Raw genomic sequence first — 16,522 nt, 5'->3', positions numbered from 1 at the left:
TTATGAACATAGAAACCTTAACTACTAATAATAAGAATGGCCATAAATTAAATGGATTTAGCCATGGGGAAATTGGTGACGACCATCTATATACAGGTTTGGAAACCCCAATGAAACCGGATGCCTTTAAACTGTCGGACTCCGAGAAAAAGCAGCGTATTGCCCTATTATTTGAGGAAATTATGGACGTAATGGGATTGGATCTTACAGACGATTCCCTGAAAGGTACTCCAGAGCGAGTTGCCAAGATGTACATCGATGAGATTTTCTCTGGATTAAATCCGGCAAACAAGCCAAAAATAGCATTATTCGACAATAAATATCAGTACAATCAAATGTTGGTGGAAAAGAATATTTCCTTCTATTCCAACTGCGAACATCATTTTGTACCGATAATAGGGAAAGCCCATGTAGCTTATATCTCCTCGGGAAAAGTAATAGGTTTGTCCAAGTTGAATAGAATTGTACAGTACTACGCAAAAAGGCCACAGGTACAGGAACGCCTTACCAATCAAATCGCAGAAGATTTGAAAGATATTTTGGGCACTGACGACGTTGCGGTAATTATAGATGCCAAACACCTGTGTGTGTCTTCAAGGGGCATTAAAGATGAAACATCCGCAACCGTAACCTCCTATTACGGAGGAAAATTTAATACTCCATCAAAAATAGCAGAATTACAAAACTACATTAAACACTAAAATTATGGACCTCATCAACGAAGCATTGGAATTTGAGCAAAGGAAATTAAGATCACTTTCAACAAGCGACAGAATTGAAATTTCAAGAAAGGCAAAAGAACTGATCTTGGGCTTGAATGAAATTTATAAAAGTAAGAAGGATGATAAGATTATGGATATCATGAAGCGTTTAACCGCTATAAAACGTAAAGTAGAAAAAAGGTTAAAGGGCAAACATTTGGTTACCAATATCTAAGACCATTAAAAAAAATGAAGACAATAGTCATTGTAGGAGGCAGTAAAGGAATAGGTAAGGCTATTGTAGGTAATATGGTGGATTCCCAAAAAGTAATCAACCTTAGTAGGTCGGCGCCCGAATATACCCACGCCAACCTAACACATTATAATGTTGATATTCTTAGTGACGATTTACCGGAAATTACGGCCATGGATGCCTTAGTATACTGTCCCGGAAGTATTAATTTAAAACCTTTTGCACGTTTAAGTTTAGAGGACTTTAGGGAAGATTATGAAATCAACGTTATTGGGGCCGTAAAGGCCATGCAAAAGTATTTGGATGTGCTCAAAAAGGCTGATCGCCCCTCTATTTTACTTTTTAGCACTGTGGCCTCCAAATTAGGAATGCCCTACCATGCCAGTATTGCTGCAGCCAAATCCGGCGTGGAAGGTTTGGTAAAATCCCTTGGTGCGGAATTGGCACCCAACATACGTATTAATGCCATTGCACCAACTGTTACGGATACCCAATTGGCTTCGAAACTTCTGCGCAATGATAAGATGATCGAAAATATTAAAGAGCGTCATCCCTTAAAGAATTTCCTAAACCCCAAGGAAGTAGCGGAAATGGCCGAATTTCTATTGTCTGAAAAAGCATCTTCGATCTCAGGTCAAATATTTGAAATGGACTATGGAATTGTAACTTTTAAAATATAATGTATGAATCCTCTCAAAACATTTGCCGCAACCTTATTCACTAGTTCCAAACCCAAGGAAAAGATGGATTTGCAATCTATATATGATATCAAAATAAATAGCTTAAGTGGCAGCCCCATTTATTTGAAAGACTTTGAGGGCATGCATATCCTATTTGTAAATGTGGCTTCAAAATGTGGCTTTACCCCCCAATACAAGCAATTACAGGAACTACAAGATTCTTATAAAAACAATTTAGTAGTTATTGGATTGCCCTGTAATCAATTTGGAGGCCAAGAACCAGGTACCGCTGCCGAAATTGAGACATTTTGTGAAGTAAATTATGGGGTAAAATTCCTAATAACCGAAAAAATCGATGTTAAAGGAAAAAACCAACATCCTTTATACAGTTGGCTTACAAACAAAGCTGTAAATGGCCTTAAAAATTCTTCTGTAAAATGGAATTTTCAAAAATATCTCGTGGACGAAAGAGGTAGTTTGGTGGATTATTTTTTTTCCAACACCAACCCCATGAGTTCTAAAATTACTCAACACTTAAAAAATTAGTCATGTTCGGAATATTCAAAAACAAATCCAAGGAAGAAAAGCTTCAAGAAAAATACAACGGACTTATGAAGGAGTGGCACACACTTTCCAGCATCAACCGGTCTGAAAGCGACAAAAAATATGTAGAAGCTCAGGAAACCTTGGAGGAACTCGTGGCTCTACAAAAGAATTAGGCAAAACATTTATATTACTAATGGGATTAGTTCTAAAATAATATTCAAAATCACACAAAACCCTTGAAACATGAATATTCGTTACAACTAGTTCAACTACTTTGTAAAAATGTGGTGTTGGGTGGCCGTAAAATAATCACAGAAAATTTGGTTTAACTTATGGCCCTTTGTACTCGCCTTCACACCCAAACTTGGGAAGATTTCTATTATATTCCTAGAAATTCCTTTCACGGATATTACAGCCACATTGTGTATGCCTTCCAAATAACCCTCCTCAAAATCTCTTTTTTCAATAATCCTTTTCTCAATTTCACTGGCGTATAGGAATATTTTACGATCGGACTCTAGAATAATATTTTCCAAAACATTCAACTTCCCTTTATCTATATCGGCACGGGCTTCTTCCAATAAATGTTCGGCTATACCAATATAATTTATCCAAAGTGTTAAATCGGCAAAAAGAGCAAAGGGAATTTTAAAAATAGGGTGAGGCAGATAGCGATCATTATAGCTAAAACTACAGCTCTTATGGGCCATATAACCTTTAACGGCAAAAGAATGGGTGGCGGTAGCTTGAAGGCCCATGGTATTCCAGTCTTCAATTATCTGCACCGCATCTTTCGGAATCACAAATGACCGTACCCTTGGCGACCCGTCATCATTACGTAATTGCATACCATTCTCCAAAATTTCCGCATTCAATGTAAAATGTGTGAGGTAGGGAGCGCCAGTGGCATAGCGCCATTTTCCAGAAATTCTGTATTGGTCATCAACCATTTCAGCCGTACCAAAAACCCCTCCGCTTCCTCCCAAACAAGGGGAGACTCCTGCCTTCATAAAAATTTCCTGGGCCTTGGACGGCTGTAAGTTGCCTATGAAATAATTGGCTCCGCTACATAGGGTGATGGTCCATCCCAAGCTGGCATCAATCATGGCCAATGCCCTAATCCTGGACAGTCCCTCTGTTAGGGATAGTTCCAAACCTCCATAAGTTTTAGGAACCCATATGTTCCATAGGTTTTCATTGTTGATCCAATCCAAAACATCTTGTGGAAATACATCAACTCCCCAATTTAGTCTTCTAAGCTTGTGCAGGTTGTCCACTTGTGTCATCTATAATTAATTTTCTCCATTTAAAATATCCCGACGTCCCCACTATAAACAAGAAAATGGTCAAGCCCGCATAAATATAAAGGTCTTTGTACAAGAGCAAGGGAATTGAAATAATATTACTAATATTTAAGTAGATCCAGTTCTCCATCTTTCTTTTTGCCATGAGCCACATTCCGGCCCAGGCAAAGGCACTTACAGCCGCATCCCAGATAGGGACATCCGAATTGGTATAAAACCTTAACCAATAGACCATCAGAGCAAAACAGGCAATCACAATCCCAACCGCCTTTATTTGTTCTGTTTTATCCGAGTAAGTAATAGGGGTTTCTTCTTTTTGCCTACCATACTTCCAATAAAGCCAACCGTAAATACTCATGAACAAATAGTATAGATGGAGTACGATATCCGCATACAGTTTAGTTTGGTATAGTACCCAAATGCCAATTAGTATGGAAACAATTCCAAATAAATAGTTGTGGATATTATTATTCCTTGCCAAAAGCACTTGCGCTACTCCAAGGACTGTTCCCAATGCCTGCAACCATGTAAGGTATGTAAAAAAATTCTCCATCGATTCCCTAACTTTATTTATGAAATGGGAAGATGAAGAAAGTACCGACTTGCAGTGGTGCAACATCGAACTAAAATCCCTACGCCGGCATTATCCGGATCAGGTTCGGAGCCAAAACTCCTGGGTATCATCTCAGCCCACCCTTAATGGCAAGCACCCCATTTCAAAAACAAAGCTAAAACTTATTTGCGATTTGTAGTCTATTTTTAGATATGTATTTAAAAAAGAAGACTCATAAGCTAGATAATCCCATTTGTAAGTGAAATTATAACTATATACTTCTATCATCAAGGTTGCGAAACGCGGATATTTAATCCTTCTTCACCAAAGTGTTCAACACCAAAGCCGAAATGATCATAAATAGCCCTATGAAACTATAAATAGTATACGCCTCACTGAACCATAAAACACCAATGGAAATTGTAAAAATCACTTCAATATATTTTAATGGGGCAACAAGGTTTGTTTTTGCAATTTGAAATGCCTTGGTCATATATAATTGCCCCATGAAACCAAAGACACCCAACAGTAGTAAAAATACCCATTCGTAACCCATAGGCCGTACCCAAACGGCAATAGCCAAAAGTCCGCCTATAACGGTTCCTACAAACATAAAATAATTTACTACAACTGCAGGATGATCTGAAACTCCAATTTTTCTAATAACCACGTAGACCATTCCACTAAAAACAGAAGCAGTTAAAATTAAAGTTAGTCCTGTGGTATTAATGTTGCCGTCAAATCCTTTTAAAACCAATACCCCTGCAAAGGCCGTAAGAAAGAAAACCCACTGAATATTTTTCAACTTTTCCCTTAACAGGAAAACCGCAAAAATAGCGGCAAAAATAGGGGCTATATAGCGTAATGAAACTGCTGTACCTACATTTAAGTATTTTAGAGAAAGAAAGAACAGACTCATAGCCGTTAAGCCGAGCCCAGCCCTTAACAACATTAATCTTCGTTTGTTACCAAATATAGGAATCCCTTTGACCAAAATAAAAGTGGTAGCCAATACGAACGAACCAAAACATCTAAAAAATACAATTTGGAATGTTGGGATACGGGCCAAATATTTTACGGAAACATTCATCAAGGCAAATGAAAAGGTGCTGATGACCATAAAAAGTACCGCCTTTTTAAAATCCAATCCGGAAGATTTACTCCATTTAATAGGTAACAAAATAGCGTTGTTGATTTGCCAAAGCCAATATTCATTGGCTTAAAAGTGCTAAGGTATAAAAACCTCTGATTTACTTATTATTATAGCCCAGTGATTTCCATTTATTTTATAGATCATTAGATTTCCGCAGCATATGTGGCCTATAGGTTTACTTAAATCACCCTATAGTGTAGATATTGAAAAAAGTCATATATAATCTTCACATATGATAACTGGTCCATGAAAAACCAAAATCAGTTAAGTTGGCATTCAAACAGAACCAAGAATAACCTCCGATCACCTTTCCAAATTGTAGATCCAAATAAAATGGAAACAAAGATCAATATCAAGCCTAAAATCTTCTCCGGCTTCCATATTTTTAATGCCATAGTGTTTTTACCATACGCATCGGGAAAAAAGGTTTAGGTTGGATTTATGAGGTTTCGGATATAGGACCATCAACCGTATACAATATTCCTGTTGGGAGAACGAAAGAATTATTGTAAATAAAGACAACCATTAATCCATCATATAAATGAAAGTCTTTCGGCTTATTTATGTGTTAATGCTTGCTCTAATCTCGGCCTGTAATTCAAACACAAAGCAGAAAGAAAATGAAAAAATACAAAGTAGCAAGAATATCCCAAAGGTAGTCACCGCCGATATAGAGGCTGGCATTAAAGCCAATATTGCATTTCAGTTGCTATACAACTCCGGTTTTTGGCAACACTTCCATAATAACATTTTTTTAATTCCTATAAGATTTTCAATGGTACTGGCGTGGGCTAATATGTTCAGATTACATGGTAGTTCAACAATAGCTAAGAATATTATTTTTTCATTAATACTGAACTAGGTTTTAATCCATTTCCCTGTTACAATACGTAGCTTTATCGAAATCTCTAATGTTTATAGAAATAATGGGAACTTCTGGAAACATTGCTTTTAGTTCTGTTATAATTTGTTTTGACAGATTAGCTTTTTGTTCCGTATTTCTTCCTTCCATTATATTAGCAAAAACATGGATGAAGTTATCGCTTGTGTTTCCTGTATTGTAATATTGAAAAGGATTAATGCGTACTTTTATTTCTTCTGGCTGAAATAATTTGGTCGATTCTGCAGCATCATACACTTTTTGCATGATATTTTCTGGCAACTTCTTTTCTACAATTTGTTTTGAAGAGTCTATTATAAAATGTGGCATAATTGTATTTAATTAATTATTATTTGAAAATTATTTACCTTGGAATGAATGTCCTCTTTCAAACATTCATCATTAATTTCTCCGTTTTTGAAATTATTATAGAATGATGGTAATGAAAAAGTATCCGTGATGTTGGCTCCCATAAACGGGAAGTAGGCACTTGCTGATTGCAATACAGTTGCTCCGCCTCTACCACCTGGCGAGGTTGCCATTAACAGCATAGGCTTCTCTCTCCATATTTTAGTATTTACACGAGATAACCAGTCTATAGTATTTTTAAATACAGCTGCATAAGACCCATTATGTTCGGCAAGAGATACTATAAATCCATCCGCAGTATTGAATAACTCGTCTAGTCTTTTAACTGTAGTCGGAATACCATTTTCAGCTTCAAAATCAGCACCATAAATTGGCAAAACATAATCGTTTAAGTCAACTGAAATAATATCAACATTTTCCAATAAATTATTGGTATAGGTTATTAAGCTTGTATTGATAGATTTTTGACTATTGCTCCCTGCTATTGTGATTATTTTTTTCATGATTATTGTTTTTTAGAGATTAGTTGATCTATTGACCATTTTCCACTTCCATTAACTAATATTGTTAATGCTAGGCCGATAACAAGAAGTGAATATTCGTAACCTTCACCTGCTTGATTACCAAACCAATTCATAAAAAAGCCATGTTCTAACTGCGTAGTAAAAATGATACCCATAAACATTCCTATAAGTGATAGTGCCCAAAACCTACTGAAGAGTCCTAGAATTAGGCAAATAGAACCAAAAAATTCAATCATTATTACTGAAAAGGGTACAATACTTGGCAATCCCATTTGACCTGTAAATGATTCCATAGTTGCTGCATACCCATAACCATCAAAGAGTCCTAATAATTTTTGTGCGCCATGCGGAAATATTACTAAACCAAGGGTTAATCGTGCAATGCTAAATCCAATATTTGGATGTGTTCTTAAAAGTTTTTGTACTAAATGTTTCATAATGTTTAAGATTTAAAATTGTCTATAAAGTTTTTCGGAAATACAAACCGAAAGATGATTTTTCTATTGGTTTCTGCCCGTACTGGTCAAAGTCTACACCAATGCCAAACTGATGTCCGTTGTATGACACACCCGCACGTAGTTGCTGAAAACTTCTTGAATGCTCCTCGAATGCATCCCATACAGTTAAAAACTGTCCGTTTAACCAAAGAGAAACTTTTTTATTTATTGCTGTGTTAAACTGAAATTGAGCAAAGGCTTCGGCATAGCTAGCGCCCGTTTGCTCATAATGGGCAACTGTAGGAATAATTACAAATAATACTCGTGATTTTTTTAGTGTGAACTTTGCCGACAAACGTTCCGAATACCCAGCAACACTGTTGAAATATAAAGACGGGCCTATTGCAATATTCTTATTAATATTCCAGAATAGTGTTGGCTGCACACCTATCTCATCAAAACCTTGGGCTACTTCATCTTTAAATTTCTGAAAGAAAGCCAGTGTATTAATACTAAGCGTCCCACTCGTATTAATAGTATAACTAGAGTATAAGGTAAAATCTGTTTTATCAAAACCAGAAAACAGTTCTACTTGGGTAAATTGTGCTTGCAAATAGTTTTCAAATCCAATTGCTAAAAAAGATATAATGATTATTATTTTTTTCATGCTTCAAAATTCCGACAGGAACACATGAAAAAAAATGAACTAGTTTAAGACTTTTACATTCTGTTGACCTTCGAAATAATTTTGCTCATAAATTCTGGCGTAATGCCAATATAAGCCGCTAAGTCTTTTTGGGTAATTCTATTGACAACTTTTGGATATTTCTTTTTGAAGGCAATATATCTTTCCACAGCGTCTAAGGATATGCCATGATTGGAACGCCTTATGTAACTTATGAGCGACCTTTGATATAATATGCGATAAAACCTTTCGAATTTTGGTATTTCTTGAAAGAGCAAACCATAATTAGACCTAGAGATACCTAATAATTCTGAGTCTTCAGTAGCCTTAATAAAATAACGCGTTGGTTCCTTGGTCATAAAACTTGCCATATCACCAGTCCAATAATCCTCTATTGCAAACATGGATATGTGAGGTGCACCATCTTCATCCAAGGTATATACTTTTAAGCAGCCTTTAGCTATAAAATACTCATATTGAGCAATTTCACCTGCTTGCATTAAATATGCTTTCTTTTTCACTTTTACTTCTGCAAGCAAAGAAATATACTTCTGTTTTTCAAGCTCGGTTAAATCAATAAACCTTGCGACATTATTAAGTATTAGAGTATGTGATTCTTTAAAGTTCAATTTACACTTAGTTTGAAAGAATTTAATTTAAAGAATTAATATTAAATAACAAAGTGAGTTATTTATCAATTGAAATGAGCTAACTACTTTCTAATTTGGCAACTATCATTACAACCTATAGTTTACTAACACTTGCTACTTTGAACAAGAAATAGTTTTCCAGAAAATACACATACCTATGCGTATATATAATCTATTAAAAGTAAAAACTGTATGGAAGTCTAAACGGTTATTGCCATTGGGCCGATACAATTGGTCTTGACCCCTTAAGCACTTGGTGGTATAAGTTAAGGAACAATATTAGAAACCATAAAGGATTACCTCGCTGTGCTCAGTGAACCTGTTCGGGTTTCGGCGCTCAAGATAATCCCCTGCAGCCTAGCGGCTGTACGGATTTTTTGTTTTTTCTGGTTTAAGGGCCTGAAGGCACTACGTTATATCAACGAATATTATTATCCTAAATTTATTTTAGAAATTCCCTTTATTCGAATTTTGCCGCAGTAATAGAAATAATACAGCCAAAATTTTATCTTTTAATTTTTCACGAACTATTCTAATAGCCTTTCCGATTTGTTTTTCTACTGTATTAACGGAAACATTTTGAAATTCCGCAATTTCAATATAGGTAAGCCCTTCTATTTTATTCAATAAAAAAGTTTCTTTACATTTAGCGGGTAATTGCTCTATTATCATCATTACTTGCGACATAAGTCGTTCAGTTTCATCCCCGTCCTGTTCTTCATAAACAGAATCCAAACCTATGATATACTTTTTTTCCAATGTTGTAATAGCAATATCTTTTCGATATTGATCAATAAATTCATTGTAAACGGATTTAAAAAGGTAGTTTTTTATAGAAATATTAGAATTTAATTTATCACGTTGTTGCCACATTCTAACAATAACATTTTGTACTATATCTTCCGATTTATAGTCATCTCTGGCTAAGTTTCTTGCATAAATGCAGAGCTTTTCATAATGGAGTTCCACCAGATGAGTATACGCTTTTGTTTTACCATTTTTAAGATCCTTGATAAGTTTTTTCTGGTCGGAATATTTTTTTTCCATAGGGGAAATGGATTTGAATATTAACAAATGTATTTTTTTTTTTCAAATAAATGGTGGTATCACGATTTTAGCTTCGTTATATGAATATAAAAGCTATGAAAGACACCGATAAAAATATTGAAAATTTAATTATCAAGTTTCTTGCAAAGGAGGCTGATATTAATGAAATCCAGCAATTAGAGAGGTGGGTCAGTAATCCCAAAAACGAAAATTTGTTTTATGAATACATCAAGACCAATGCTCTTATAAATAAAAGCATTGGCAAGTATGACAAGAAAGGAGCAAAAGCAAATATAGTAAGCCGAATCAATAAGGAAAAAAGAATTTCTCGGAAGAAATTCAAAATAATAAATATAACCAAATACGCTGCAGTTGCAATTTTCACTGCAATAATGACTACTATCTTAATATATAGCGATGTATTGTTCAATAGCCGATCAAATAATTCTACGGGAGTTGTAAATAGCAATATAAAACCTGGTACGGATAAAGCAACTTTGTTACTTGAAGATGGTTCTGTAGTAGCATTGGAAAAAGGTTCATCATTCCAAACACAAAACATAAGTAGCAATGGAGAGCAAATTGTATATGAAGCGCAAGGACAAAGTTCAAAAGAAATAGTATATAATATATTGAATATACCTAGAGGTGGACAATTCTATTTAAAATTATCAGATGGAACAGAAGTTTGGCTAAATTCCGAATCACAATTGAAATACCCGGTTGAATTTTTGGATAATAAATCCCGAATAGTAGAACTTGTTTATGGAGAAGCCTATTTTAAGGTATCCCCTAGCAAAGAACACCTAGGAGCTAAATTTGAGGTAATTAATAAAGCACAGGAACTTGAGGTGTTAGGGACTCAATTCAATATAAAGGCCTATAAAGACGAATCGAACGTCTACACGACCTTGGTCGAAGGTAAAGTACAGATAAATACTTTAAAGGCAAAACAATTATTGAAGCCAAATGAACAATTGAATTTAAACATTTTGAATAGCGAAATATCGGTCGAGTTAGTAGATGTTCAAAATGAAATCTCATGGATAAATGGCATTTTTAGTTTTAAAGGAAAACCGTTAAAAGATATTATGAAAGTATTATCCAGATGGTATGATGTCGATATAATTTTTGAAAATAAAGATTTAGAATCTATAAAATTCAAAGGAACTTTAAATAAACATCAAGCAATTGAAGAAATTTTATCAATTATGAAATCTAATTCTATAAATAATTACGAAATAAAGGACAAAACAATCATTATTAAATAATAATGATTGTTATCAAGTACGGTATACTAATAAAAAACGGATACTATTAACCTATTAAAATATGTGCCAATGAAATAAATTCCAATTACAAAAAAAAGGAGGATAAAGTTTAACCCGCAAAAGTTTATAGCTCAATCCCCCTTGGTATAGTTATCAATTAATTAAAATTTTAATCAACCAATAACATTCAAATTTATGGAAATTAAATTGACCCACGGCTATTTTCTATATAGAAAACGCCTATTATTTATTTTTATGAGAATATTCATTTTCTTATGTTGTACAACTGTTTTTGCTTTATCACCTAATAATCTTGTTTCTCAACATTCTAAAATAAAAATAGCAGCAAACGAATCATTAACTGTTGACGAGATTTTTGACCTCATCATGGAGCAGACTGAATATACATTCTTTTATGAAGAAGGTATATTTATGGGGTTTCCTAAAGTACAAGTGCAAAAAGGACGGATAAGCACCAATACCTTGCTGAAGAAAAGTCTATCGCACGCAAATCTTAACATTGAGGTAACGAGAAATAATGCCATCCTTATAAGTGAAAAAAAACCTAAAGACACACTAGAGAGCCTACAAAATAAGGAATTTCAATTTGAAATTTCAGGCACCATTACTGACGGCAATAATCAACCCTTGACCGGGGCTAATATTCTTGAAAAAGGTACGACCAATGGAACACAGGCAGATTTTGACGGAAATTTTTTAATTGCTGTTAAAGATGAAAATGCTGTTTTGGTTATTTCCTATATCGGCTTTACAACCAAAGAAGTTGCCCTAGGTGGGCAAACTACCTTGAATGTACAATTGGAAGAAAGTGCGCAGGGACTAGAAGAAGTTGTCGTAGTAGGATATGGTGTACAAAAAAAGTCTACACTTACGGGGTCAGTTGCGACTGTTGATGGAGATGAACTCGCAAAAATACCATCCACAAACCTCGCTGCAACATTAGCAGGTCAGATGACCGGAGTTATTGTCAATAATCGTGGTTCAAGCCCCGGATCAGAAAATATCCAGATAAATATTAGGGGTAAAAATTCATGGCAAGGGGGGAGCCCGCTCATTGTGATTGACGGTATAGCTAACCGAAGTGGATTTGAAAGAATCAACCCAAATGACATTGAAAGTATATCCGTCTTGAAAGATGCTTCAGCTGCTATTTATGGATCCAGGGCGGCAGACGGTGTTATCCTTATTACAACAAAAAGAGGCAAAGACGGGAAACCAACCATTGAATATACGGGAGATTTTGGGTTGACTCAACCTACGCGTGTTCCAGAAATGACACGGTCTTGGCAGTTTGCGACCTATTACACAGAAGCACAACGAAGTGGCTTTATTTACACCGATGAAGAAATCCAAAAGTTTCAAACATTGGCCGACCCTAATCTGTATCCGAATTTTGATGTGACTGATACATTCCTTCAGGATTTTGCACCACAAACTACACACACCTTATCCTTAAGAGGTGGTAATGATGCCATTAAATATTACTTTTCCGGAAGGTATCTTTATCAGGAGTCTTACTTTAAAAATGGTATTGATAACTTTAACAGTTATAATTTCCGATCCAACCTAGATGCTCAGGTTACAGATAATTTAAAATTGTCGGCCGATATAAACGGAAGAAGAGATGATGTTATTAAGGCTTTCGGATCCGGTTCGGGATATGATGCATCGATAGGCTATTCTGAAATAGGTTTTTTTGATCAGCTATTGGCATATAGACCAACTGTTCCCTTATACTACGAAAATGGATTACCTTCTGCTCTTTTTGGTGAAAATGTAGCCGAAAAGATTAAGGGTAGTGCTGGTGAAACGGATGATCTAACTACTACCCTTAATACACAGGCTACCATAAGGTGGGACCTGCCATTTATTACGGATGGGCTATTCCTTGAAGGAACTGCTGCCTATGATTTTACTAATATGAGAACGAAACAATTCTCAAAAGACTACGATTTATATTCATATGACGCTTCAACAGGAGATTATAGCAACTTAAATTCAACACCCGTATTAAGTAGGTACTTATATGATTATTATTACAACTCCTACCGTTACACCCTAAATGGGAAATTAGGCTACGAAAAAACCTTTGGTGACCATTCCTTCAATACATTTATTGCTTATGAACAATATGCTATGAACAATGAATGGATAAATGCAACCAGAAGTAGTTTCCTTTCCACTCAAATCCCATATCAGTTTGCAGGTGATGTCAATACACAAAAGAATGATGGGTCAGGTTATGAATATGCATATCGCAACTATTTTGGTAGATTGGCATACGCTTACAAGCAAAAATACTTGCTGGATTTTACTATGCGAAGGGATGAATCACTCAAGTTCCCAGAAGATAACAGAATTGGATGGTTCCCTGGTATATCAGTAGGTTGGAGGATTTCGGAAGAACCTTTTGTTAAGGAAAAAATACCCACACTGGACAATTTAAAATTGCGTGCCTCATATGGACAAATGGGCAGCGATAATGTTGGTGATTATCAATATCTAGCAACAGCACAATTGCAGAGTACCGGAAATAGCTATGTACTAGGTGCAGATCCTGCCGTTGTTTCCACTTTATATTTCTCAGGAACTCCTAATCCCAATATTACGTGGGAAGTGGCGAATTCATATAATGTGGCCTTGGAAGGTTCAATAAACAGAGGTGCATTAGGTTTCCAACTGGAGTATTTTTACTCAAAAAGAAGCAACATTTTGGCAACAAGAAACGCTTCCGTACCTGTCTATGCAGGCATGAGTCTTCCATCTGAAAACATAGGAAAAGCACAAAACCAGGGAATTGAATTGATGTTATTACATCAAAAACAAATTGGCGATTTTTCATATAATATTAGCGGAAACTTCACCTATACCTCGAACGAGATAATTTTTATGGATGAATCGGAAAACATACCTGTTTATCAAAAAAGAGAAGCACACCCCATTGATTCATATCTTTTGTACAAAACCGATGGTATTTTCAATACTCAACAAGAATTAGATGCTACCACTGTTAAACGCCCAGGAGCAAAGGTTGGAGATATTAAATACCTAGACGTAAACGAGGACGGAAATATTAACGATCTGGACATGGTACGTTTGTATGATTCGCCAATCCCTAAAGTTATTTTCGGTTTAAATTTCGGAATGGAATACAAAGGATTGGAATTAAGTATGATGTGGCAGGGACAAGGAGACGCAAAAACCTATATTAATCCAACGGAAAGAAATGGTGATATCAATATTCCTCTTTGGTTATATAATGATCGCTGGACAGCCGATAATGCAGAGACTGCCACCATGCCAAGAGCTTTTTATCACAGGTCGGAAACTTATAATACACTTAAATCCGATTTCTGGTTAAAAGACGCTTCCTTCCTTAGGTTAAAAAATCTTGAGTTGGCATACAACTTGCCAAGTAGCATTACCTCAAAACTGTCGATTCGAAATGTCAGGATATCCCTTAGCGGTATGAATCTATTGCTATTTGACAAAATTAAGGACTACGATCCTGAAATCGTGAATAGCCTGGGATTATCTTACCCATCCACAAAAGTGTATAACGTCGGAGTAAGACTTACCTTATAAAATCACAATCCAATGATTTATTATACAAGTTCTTGACTTGTATAGTCATAATTTGAAAAATAAAAATATTATAGGATGAAAAATCAATTTAAATATATATTGGCTTTATTGGTAATTTTGACAGAGATTTCTTGTAGTAAAGATCTGTTAGATAAACAACCCATTGATAAATTCTCTGAAACCACCGTTTGGCAAGATCTTAACCTAGTTGAGACCTACGTTAACAATCAATACAAGGTACTACCTAAACTTGGTTGGTATGATTGGATACGAGCCTATCATATGAGCTCATTTACAGACGAAGCAACACATAAATATGGTTACCACGGCATTAATGATTACTGGGGAGGTGTCATGTCTCCATCAATAACCACAGGTATTGATGTTTGGAGTTATCACTACAAATTTATACAGGGATGTAATATATTTTTGGCAAATATTGAAAACGTACCTACTGAATTAACAGCAGATCAGGAGAAAAAAGACCGGTTGACAGGTGAAATCCTAGCGTTAAGGGCATGGAGTTACATGGATTTGGCTGCACGATATGGCGGTGTTGTATTGGTAACAGAACCTTTTGGCCTGGACGATGACTTTTCCCGTTCAAGGAGCTCTTTTGATGAGGTGTTGGCCCAGGTTGTTAATGATCTTGATACTGCCACCGATCTCTTGCCTTTAAATTATACCGATGATAATAATTGGGGAAGGTTTACCAAAGGAGCGGCCTTGGCCATAAAAGCACGTATGTTGCTTTATGCAGCATCACCACTTTTCAATCCTTCGGGAGACCTGGAAAAATGGCAGACTGCAGCAAATGCGGCGAAAGCCGTAATCGATCTAAATAATTATGACCTTGAACCGGAATTCAAACAGGTTTTTCTTACCAATAAAAACAACGAAATCATTTTGTCTAGAGGTAATGATGCCATAAACAACGATGGTCTTTTTTCATATTTCGGGGTTGTTGAAGGCCTCGGTGGGGGTATTGATGGCAATGGCTATGCATCAGGGTGGTCCTCAACCATGATAAATCAAGATTTAGTGGATGCTTTTGAATGGAATGATGGTACAGCTTTTGATTGGAACAACCCTGTTGATGCAGCCGACCCTTATGGTATTGGTGTAAATGGGCAGATTGATAGTGAAGGTAACCCATTAAAAAGTAGAGATCCCAGATTCTATGCAAGTGTAACATTTGACGGTACATATTGGATCAACAATGCTGAAGTAGAGTTTTGGGTCACCGAGGAATCCAATAATTTTATGGGTTCTATAGAAGATCCAGGGTTCAGAATTGACCAAACAGTTTACGGTAATAATAGTGTTGGTAATCCTGTATTAGGAAATGATACCCCGGAGATTAGTTATATTTATCGAAAATCCATGGATCCATTATATAATATTGCTGAGGAACAATACCCACGTAGTACACCATGGATTATCATTAGGTATGCCGAAATTCTTCTAAATTATGCTGAGGCTTCATTTGAAGCTGGTGATGAAGGTACTGCCCTAACTTACCTGAATATGGTACGTGATCGTGTATCAATGCCTGCAATTAGTGCCTCCGGAGATGAGCTGCGAGAAAAAATACGTCACGAACGTCGCATTGAACTTTGTTTTGAAACACATCGTTTTTTCGATGCAAGACGCTGGAAAATTGCTCATATTGAGTTTAGTAAACCCATAAAAGGTATGCGTGTAGTAAAAGATAAAAATTCAGATACCAAAGTATATAATGTTTATGAACATGCCCAACGCACATGGCCCGAACAATATTATCTCCAGCCTATACCGCAATATGAGCTTAATAGGGTAGATCTTACGCAGAATCCTGGTTACGATTAATTGACCTAGTTTATA

General features: G+C 35.8%; 17 protein-coding genes and 1 riboswitch. Of the genes, 8 read left to right on the top strand and 9 right to left on the bottom strand.

What is annotated here, in order from left to right; all coding sequences use genetic code 11:
• The first annotated feature begins 2 nt into the window (after positions 1 to 2).
• The 5 genes from folE to KO529_RS03895 are packed head-to-tail and all read left to right on the top strand — an operon-like array spanning position 3 to position 2,353.
• Positions 3 to 701, top strand: a complete 699-nt coding sequence (gene folE, locus KO529_RS03915; protein ID WP_215946598.1) for a GTP cyclohydrolase I FolE — start codon at positions 3 to 5, stop codon at positions 699 to 701.
• 4 nt (positions 702 to 705) lie between these two features.
• Positions 706 to 936 carry a hypothetical protein gene (locus KO529_RS03910; protein WP_215946597.1) on the top strand — a complete coding sequence of 77 codons (231 nt, stop codon included), beginning with the start codon at positions 706 to 708 and terminating at the stop codon, positions 934 to 936.
• Between the two features lie 14 nt (positions 937 to 950).
• On the top strand, positions 951 to 1,634 hold the full coding sequence (locus KO529_RS03905) for an SDR family NAD(P)-dependent oxidoreductase (RefSeq protein ID WP_215946596.1): 684 nt from the start codon (positions 951 to 953) through the stop codon (positions 1,632 to 1,634).
• A gap of 3 nt (positions 1,635 to 1,637) precedes the next feature.
• Entirely contained in the window at positions 1,638 to 2,180 is a 543-nt protein-coding gene (locus tag KO529_RS03900; RefSeq protein ID WP_215946595.1) for a glutathione peroxidase, read from the top strand.
• A 2-nt stretch (positions 2,181 to 2,182) separates the two neighbouring features.
• Complete coding sequence (locus tag KO529_RS03895; protein ID WP_215946594.1) at positions 2,183 to 2,353, top strand: Lacal_2735 family protein; 171 nt, start codon at positions 2,183 to 2,185, stop codon at positions 2,351 to 2,353.
• A 96-nt stretch (positions 2,354 to 2,449) separates the two neighbouring features.
• Here the strand turns inward: KO529_RS03895 and KO529_RS03890 are convergent, their stop codons facing one another.
• The 9 genes from KO529_RS03890 to KO529_RS03850 all read right to left on the bottom strand — a co-directional run bounded on the left by KO529_RS03890 (position 2,450) and on the right by KO529_RS03850 (position 9,782).
• On the bottom strand, positions 2,450 to 3,466 hold the full coding sequence (locus KO529_RS03890; RefSeq protein WP_215946593.1) for an acyl-CoA dehydrogenase: 1,017 nt from the start codon (positions 3,464 to 3,466) through the stop codon (positions 2,450 to 2,452).
• Positions 3,435 to 4,037: a nicotinamide riboside transporter PnuC gene (pnuC, locus tag KO529_RS03885; protein WP_215946592.1), complete on the bottom strand. Its 603-nt coding sequence runs from the start codon at positions 4,035 to 4,037 to the stop codon at positions 3,435 to 3,437. Before pnuC ends, KO529_RS03890 begins: the two co-directional genes overlap by 32 nt.
• Before the next feature lie 59 nt (positions 4,038 to 4,096).
• Positions 4,097 to 4,208: riboswitch (TPP riboswitch) on the bottom strand.
• A gap of 139 nt (positions 4,209 to 4,347) precedes the next feature.
• The gene (locus KO529_RS03880; RefSeq protein WP_289847749.1) at positions 4,348 to 5,217 is read right to left on the bottom strand and encodes a DMT family transporter; all 870 of its coding nucleotides are present in this window, start codon (positions 5,215 to 5,217) and stop codon (positions 4,348 to 4,350) included.
• Between the two features lie 838 nt (positions 5,218 to 6,055).
• On the bottom strand, positions 6,056 to 6,400 hold the full coding sequence (locus tag KO529_RS03875) for a 5-carboxymethyl-2-hydroxymuconate Delta-isomerase (RefSeq protein WP_215946591.1): 345 nt from the start codon (positions 6,398 to 6,400) through the stop codon (positions 6,056 to 6,058).
• An 8-nt stretch (positions 6,401 to 6,408) separates the two neighbouring features.
• Positions 6,409 to 6,942: an NADPH-dependent FMN reductase gene (locus KO529_RS03870; protein ID WP_215946590.1), complete on the bottom strand. Its 534-nt coding sequence runs from the start codon at positions 6,940 to 6,942 to the stop codon at positions 6,409 to 6,411.
• A gap of 2 nt (positions 6,943 to 6,944) precedes the next feature.
• Positions 6,945 to 7,400 (bottom strand): DoxX family protein, encoded by a 456-nt coding sequence (locus tag KO529_RS03865; protein ID WP_215946589.1) that lies wholly within the window; start codon positions 7,398 to 7,400, stop codon positions 6,945 to 6,947.
• 22 nt (positions 7,401 to 7,422) lie between these two features.
• Positions 7,423 to 8,067 carry a hypothetical protein gene (locus KO529_RS03860; RefSeq protein ID WP_215946588.1) on the bottom strand — a complete coding sequence of 215 codons (645 nt, stop codon included), beginning with the start codon at positions 8,065 to 8,067 and terminating at the stop codon, positions 7,423 to 7,425.
• A 53-nt stretch (positions 8,068 to 8,120) separates the two neighbouring features.
• Positions 8,121 to 8,714, bottom strand: a complete 594-nt coding sequence (locus tag KO529_RS03855) for a Crp/Fnr family transcriptional regulator (RefSeq protein ID WP_215946587.1) — start codon at positions 8,712 to 8,714, stop codon at positions 8,121 to 8,123.
• Between the two features lie 468 nt (positions 8,715 to 9,182).
• Positions 9,183 to 9,782: an RNA polymerase sigma factor gene (locus tag KO529_RS03850; RefSeq protein ID WP_215946586.1), complete on the bottom strand. Its 600-nt coding sequence runs from the start codon at positions 9,780 to 9,782 to the stop codon at positions 9,183 to 9,185.
• 95 nt (positions 9,783 to 9,877) lie between these two features.
• On the opposite strand from KO529_RS03850, the gene KO529_RS03845 reads away from it, so the two are divergent.
• From KO529_RS03845 to KO529_RS03835, 3 genes are all read left to right on the top strand, one after another.
• Positions 9,878 to 11,053, top strand: a complete 1,176-nt coding sequence (locus KO529_RS03845) for a FecR family protein (RefSeq protein WP_215946585.1) — start codon at positions 9,878 to 9,880, stop codon at positions 11,051 to 11,053.
• A gap of 255 nt (positions 11,054 to 11,308) precedes the next feature.
• Positions 11,309 to 14,659 carry a SusC/RagA family TonB-linked outer membrane protein gene (locus KO529_RS03840; RefSeq protein WP_215946584.1) on the top strand — a complete coding sequence of 1,117 codons (3,351 nt, stop codon included), beginning with the start codon at positions 11,309 to 11,311 and terminating at the stop codon, positions 14,657 to 14,659.
• Positions 14,660 to 14,734: 75 nt separating this feature from the next.
• Complete coding sequence (locus tag KO529_RS03835) at positions 14,735 to 16,507, top strand: RagB/SusD family nutrient uptake outer membrane protein (protein ID WP_215946583.1); 1,773 nt, start codon at positions 14,735 to 14,737, stop codon at positions 16,505 to 16,507.
• Positions 16,508 to 16,522 lie beyond the last annotated feature (15 nt).

The sequence above is a fragment of the Arenibacter algicola genome (assembly GCF_018860365.1).
In the GTDB taxonomy this organism is placed as follows: Bacteria; Bacteroidota; Bacteroidia; order Flavobacteriales; family Flavobacteriaceae; genus Arenibacter; species Arenibacter algicola_B.
Note: the sequence above shows the minus strand (reverse complement) of the source record. Positions and strands in the feature narration are given on the sequence as shown.

Bases quoted from the DNA above. Each gene is read 5' to 3' on its own strand.
- KO529_RS03865 (WP_215946589.1), bottom strand. From the start codon at position 7,400: ATGAAACATTTAGTACAAAAACTTTTAAGAACACATCCAAATATTGGA.
- KO529_RS03905 (WP_215946596.1), top strand. From the start codon at position 951: ATGAAGACAATAGTCATTGTAGGAGGCAGTAAAGGAATAGGTAAGGCT.
- KO529_RS03895 (WP_215946594.1), top strand. From the start codon at position 2,183: ATGTTCGGAATATTCAAAAACAAATCCAAGGAAGAAAAGCTTCAAGAA.
- KO529_RS03850 (WP_215946586.1), bottom strand. From the start codon at position 9,782: ATGGAAAAAAAATATTCCGACCAGAAAAAACTTATCAAGGATCTTAAA.
- KO529_RS03875 (WP_215946591.1), bottom strand. From the start codon at position 6,400: ATGCCACATTTTATAATAGACTCTTCAAAACAAATTGTAGAAAAGAAG.
- KO529_RS03840 (WP_215946584.1), top strand. From the start codon at position 11,309: ATGAGAATATTCATTTTCTTATGTTGTACAACTGTTTTTGCTTTATCA.
- KO529_RS03870 (WP_215946590.1), bottom strand. From the start codon at position 6,942: ATGAAAAAAATAATCACAATAGCAGGGAGCAATAGTCAAAAATCTATC.
- KO529_RS03890 (WP_215946593.1), bottom strand. From the start codon at position 3,466: ATGACACAAGTGGACAACCTGCACAAGCTTAGAAGACTAAATTGGGGA.
- KO529_RS03900 (WP_215946595.1), top strand. From the start codon at position 1,638: ATGAATCCTCTCAAAACATTTGCCGCAACCTTATTCACTAGTTCCAAA.
- folE (WP_215946598.1), top strand. From the start codon at position 3: ATGAACATAGAAACCTTAACTACTAATAATAAGAATGGCCATAAATTA.
- KO529_RS03910 (WP_215946597.1), top strand. From the start codon at position 706: ATGGACCTCATCAACGAAGCATTGGAATTTGAGCAAAGGAAATTAAGA.
- KO529_RS03860 (WP_215946588.1), bottom strand. From the start codon at position 8,067: ATGAAAAAAATAATAATCATTATATCTTTTTTAGCAATTGGATTTGAA.
- pnuC (WP_215946592.1), bottom strand. From the start codon at position 4,037: ATGGAGAATTTTTTTACATACCTTACATGGTTGCAGGCATTGGGAACA.
- KO529_RS03835 (WP_215946583.1), top strand. From the start codon at position 14,735: ATGAAAAATCAATTTAAATATATATTGGCTTTATTGGTAATTTTGACA.
- KO529_RS03845 (WP_215946585.1), top strand. From the start codon at position 9,878: ATGAAAGACACCGATAAAAATATTGAAAATTTAATTATCAAGTTTCTT.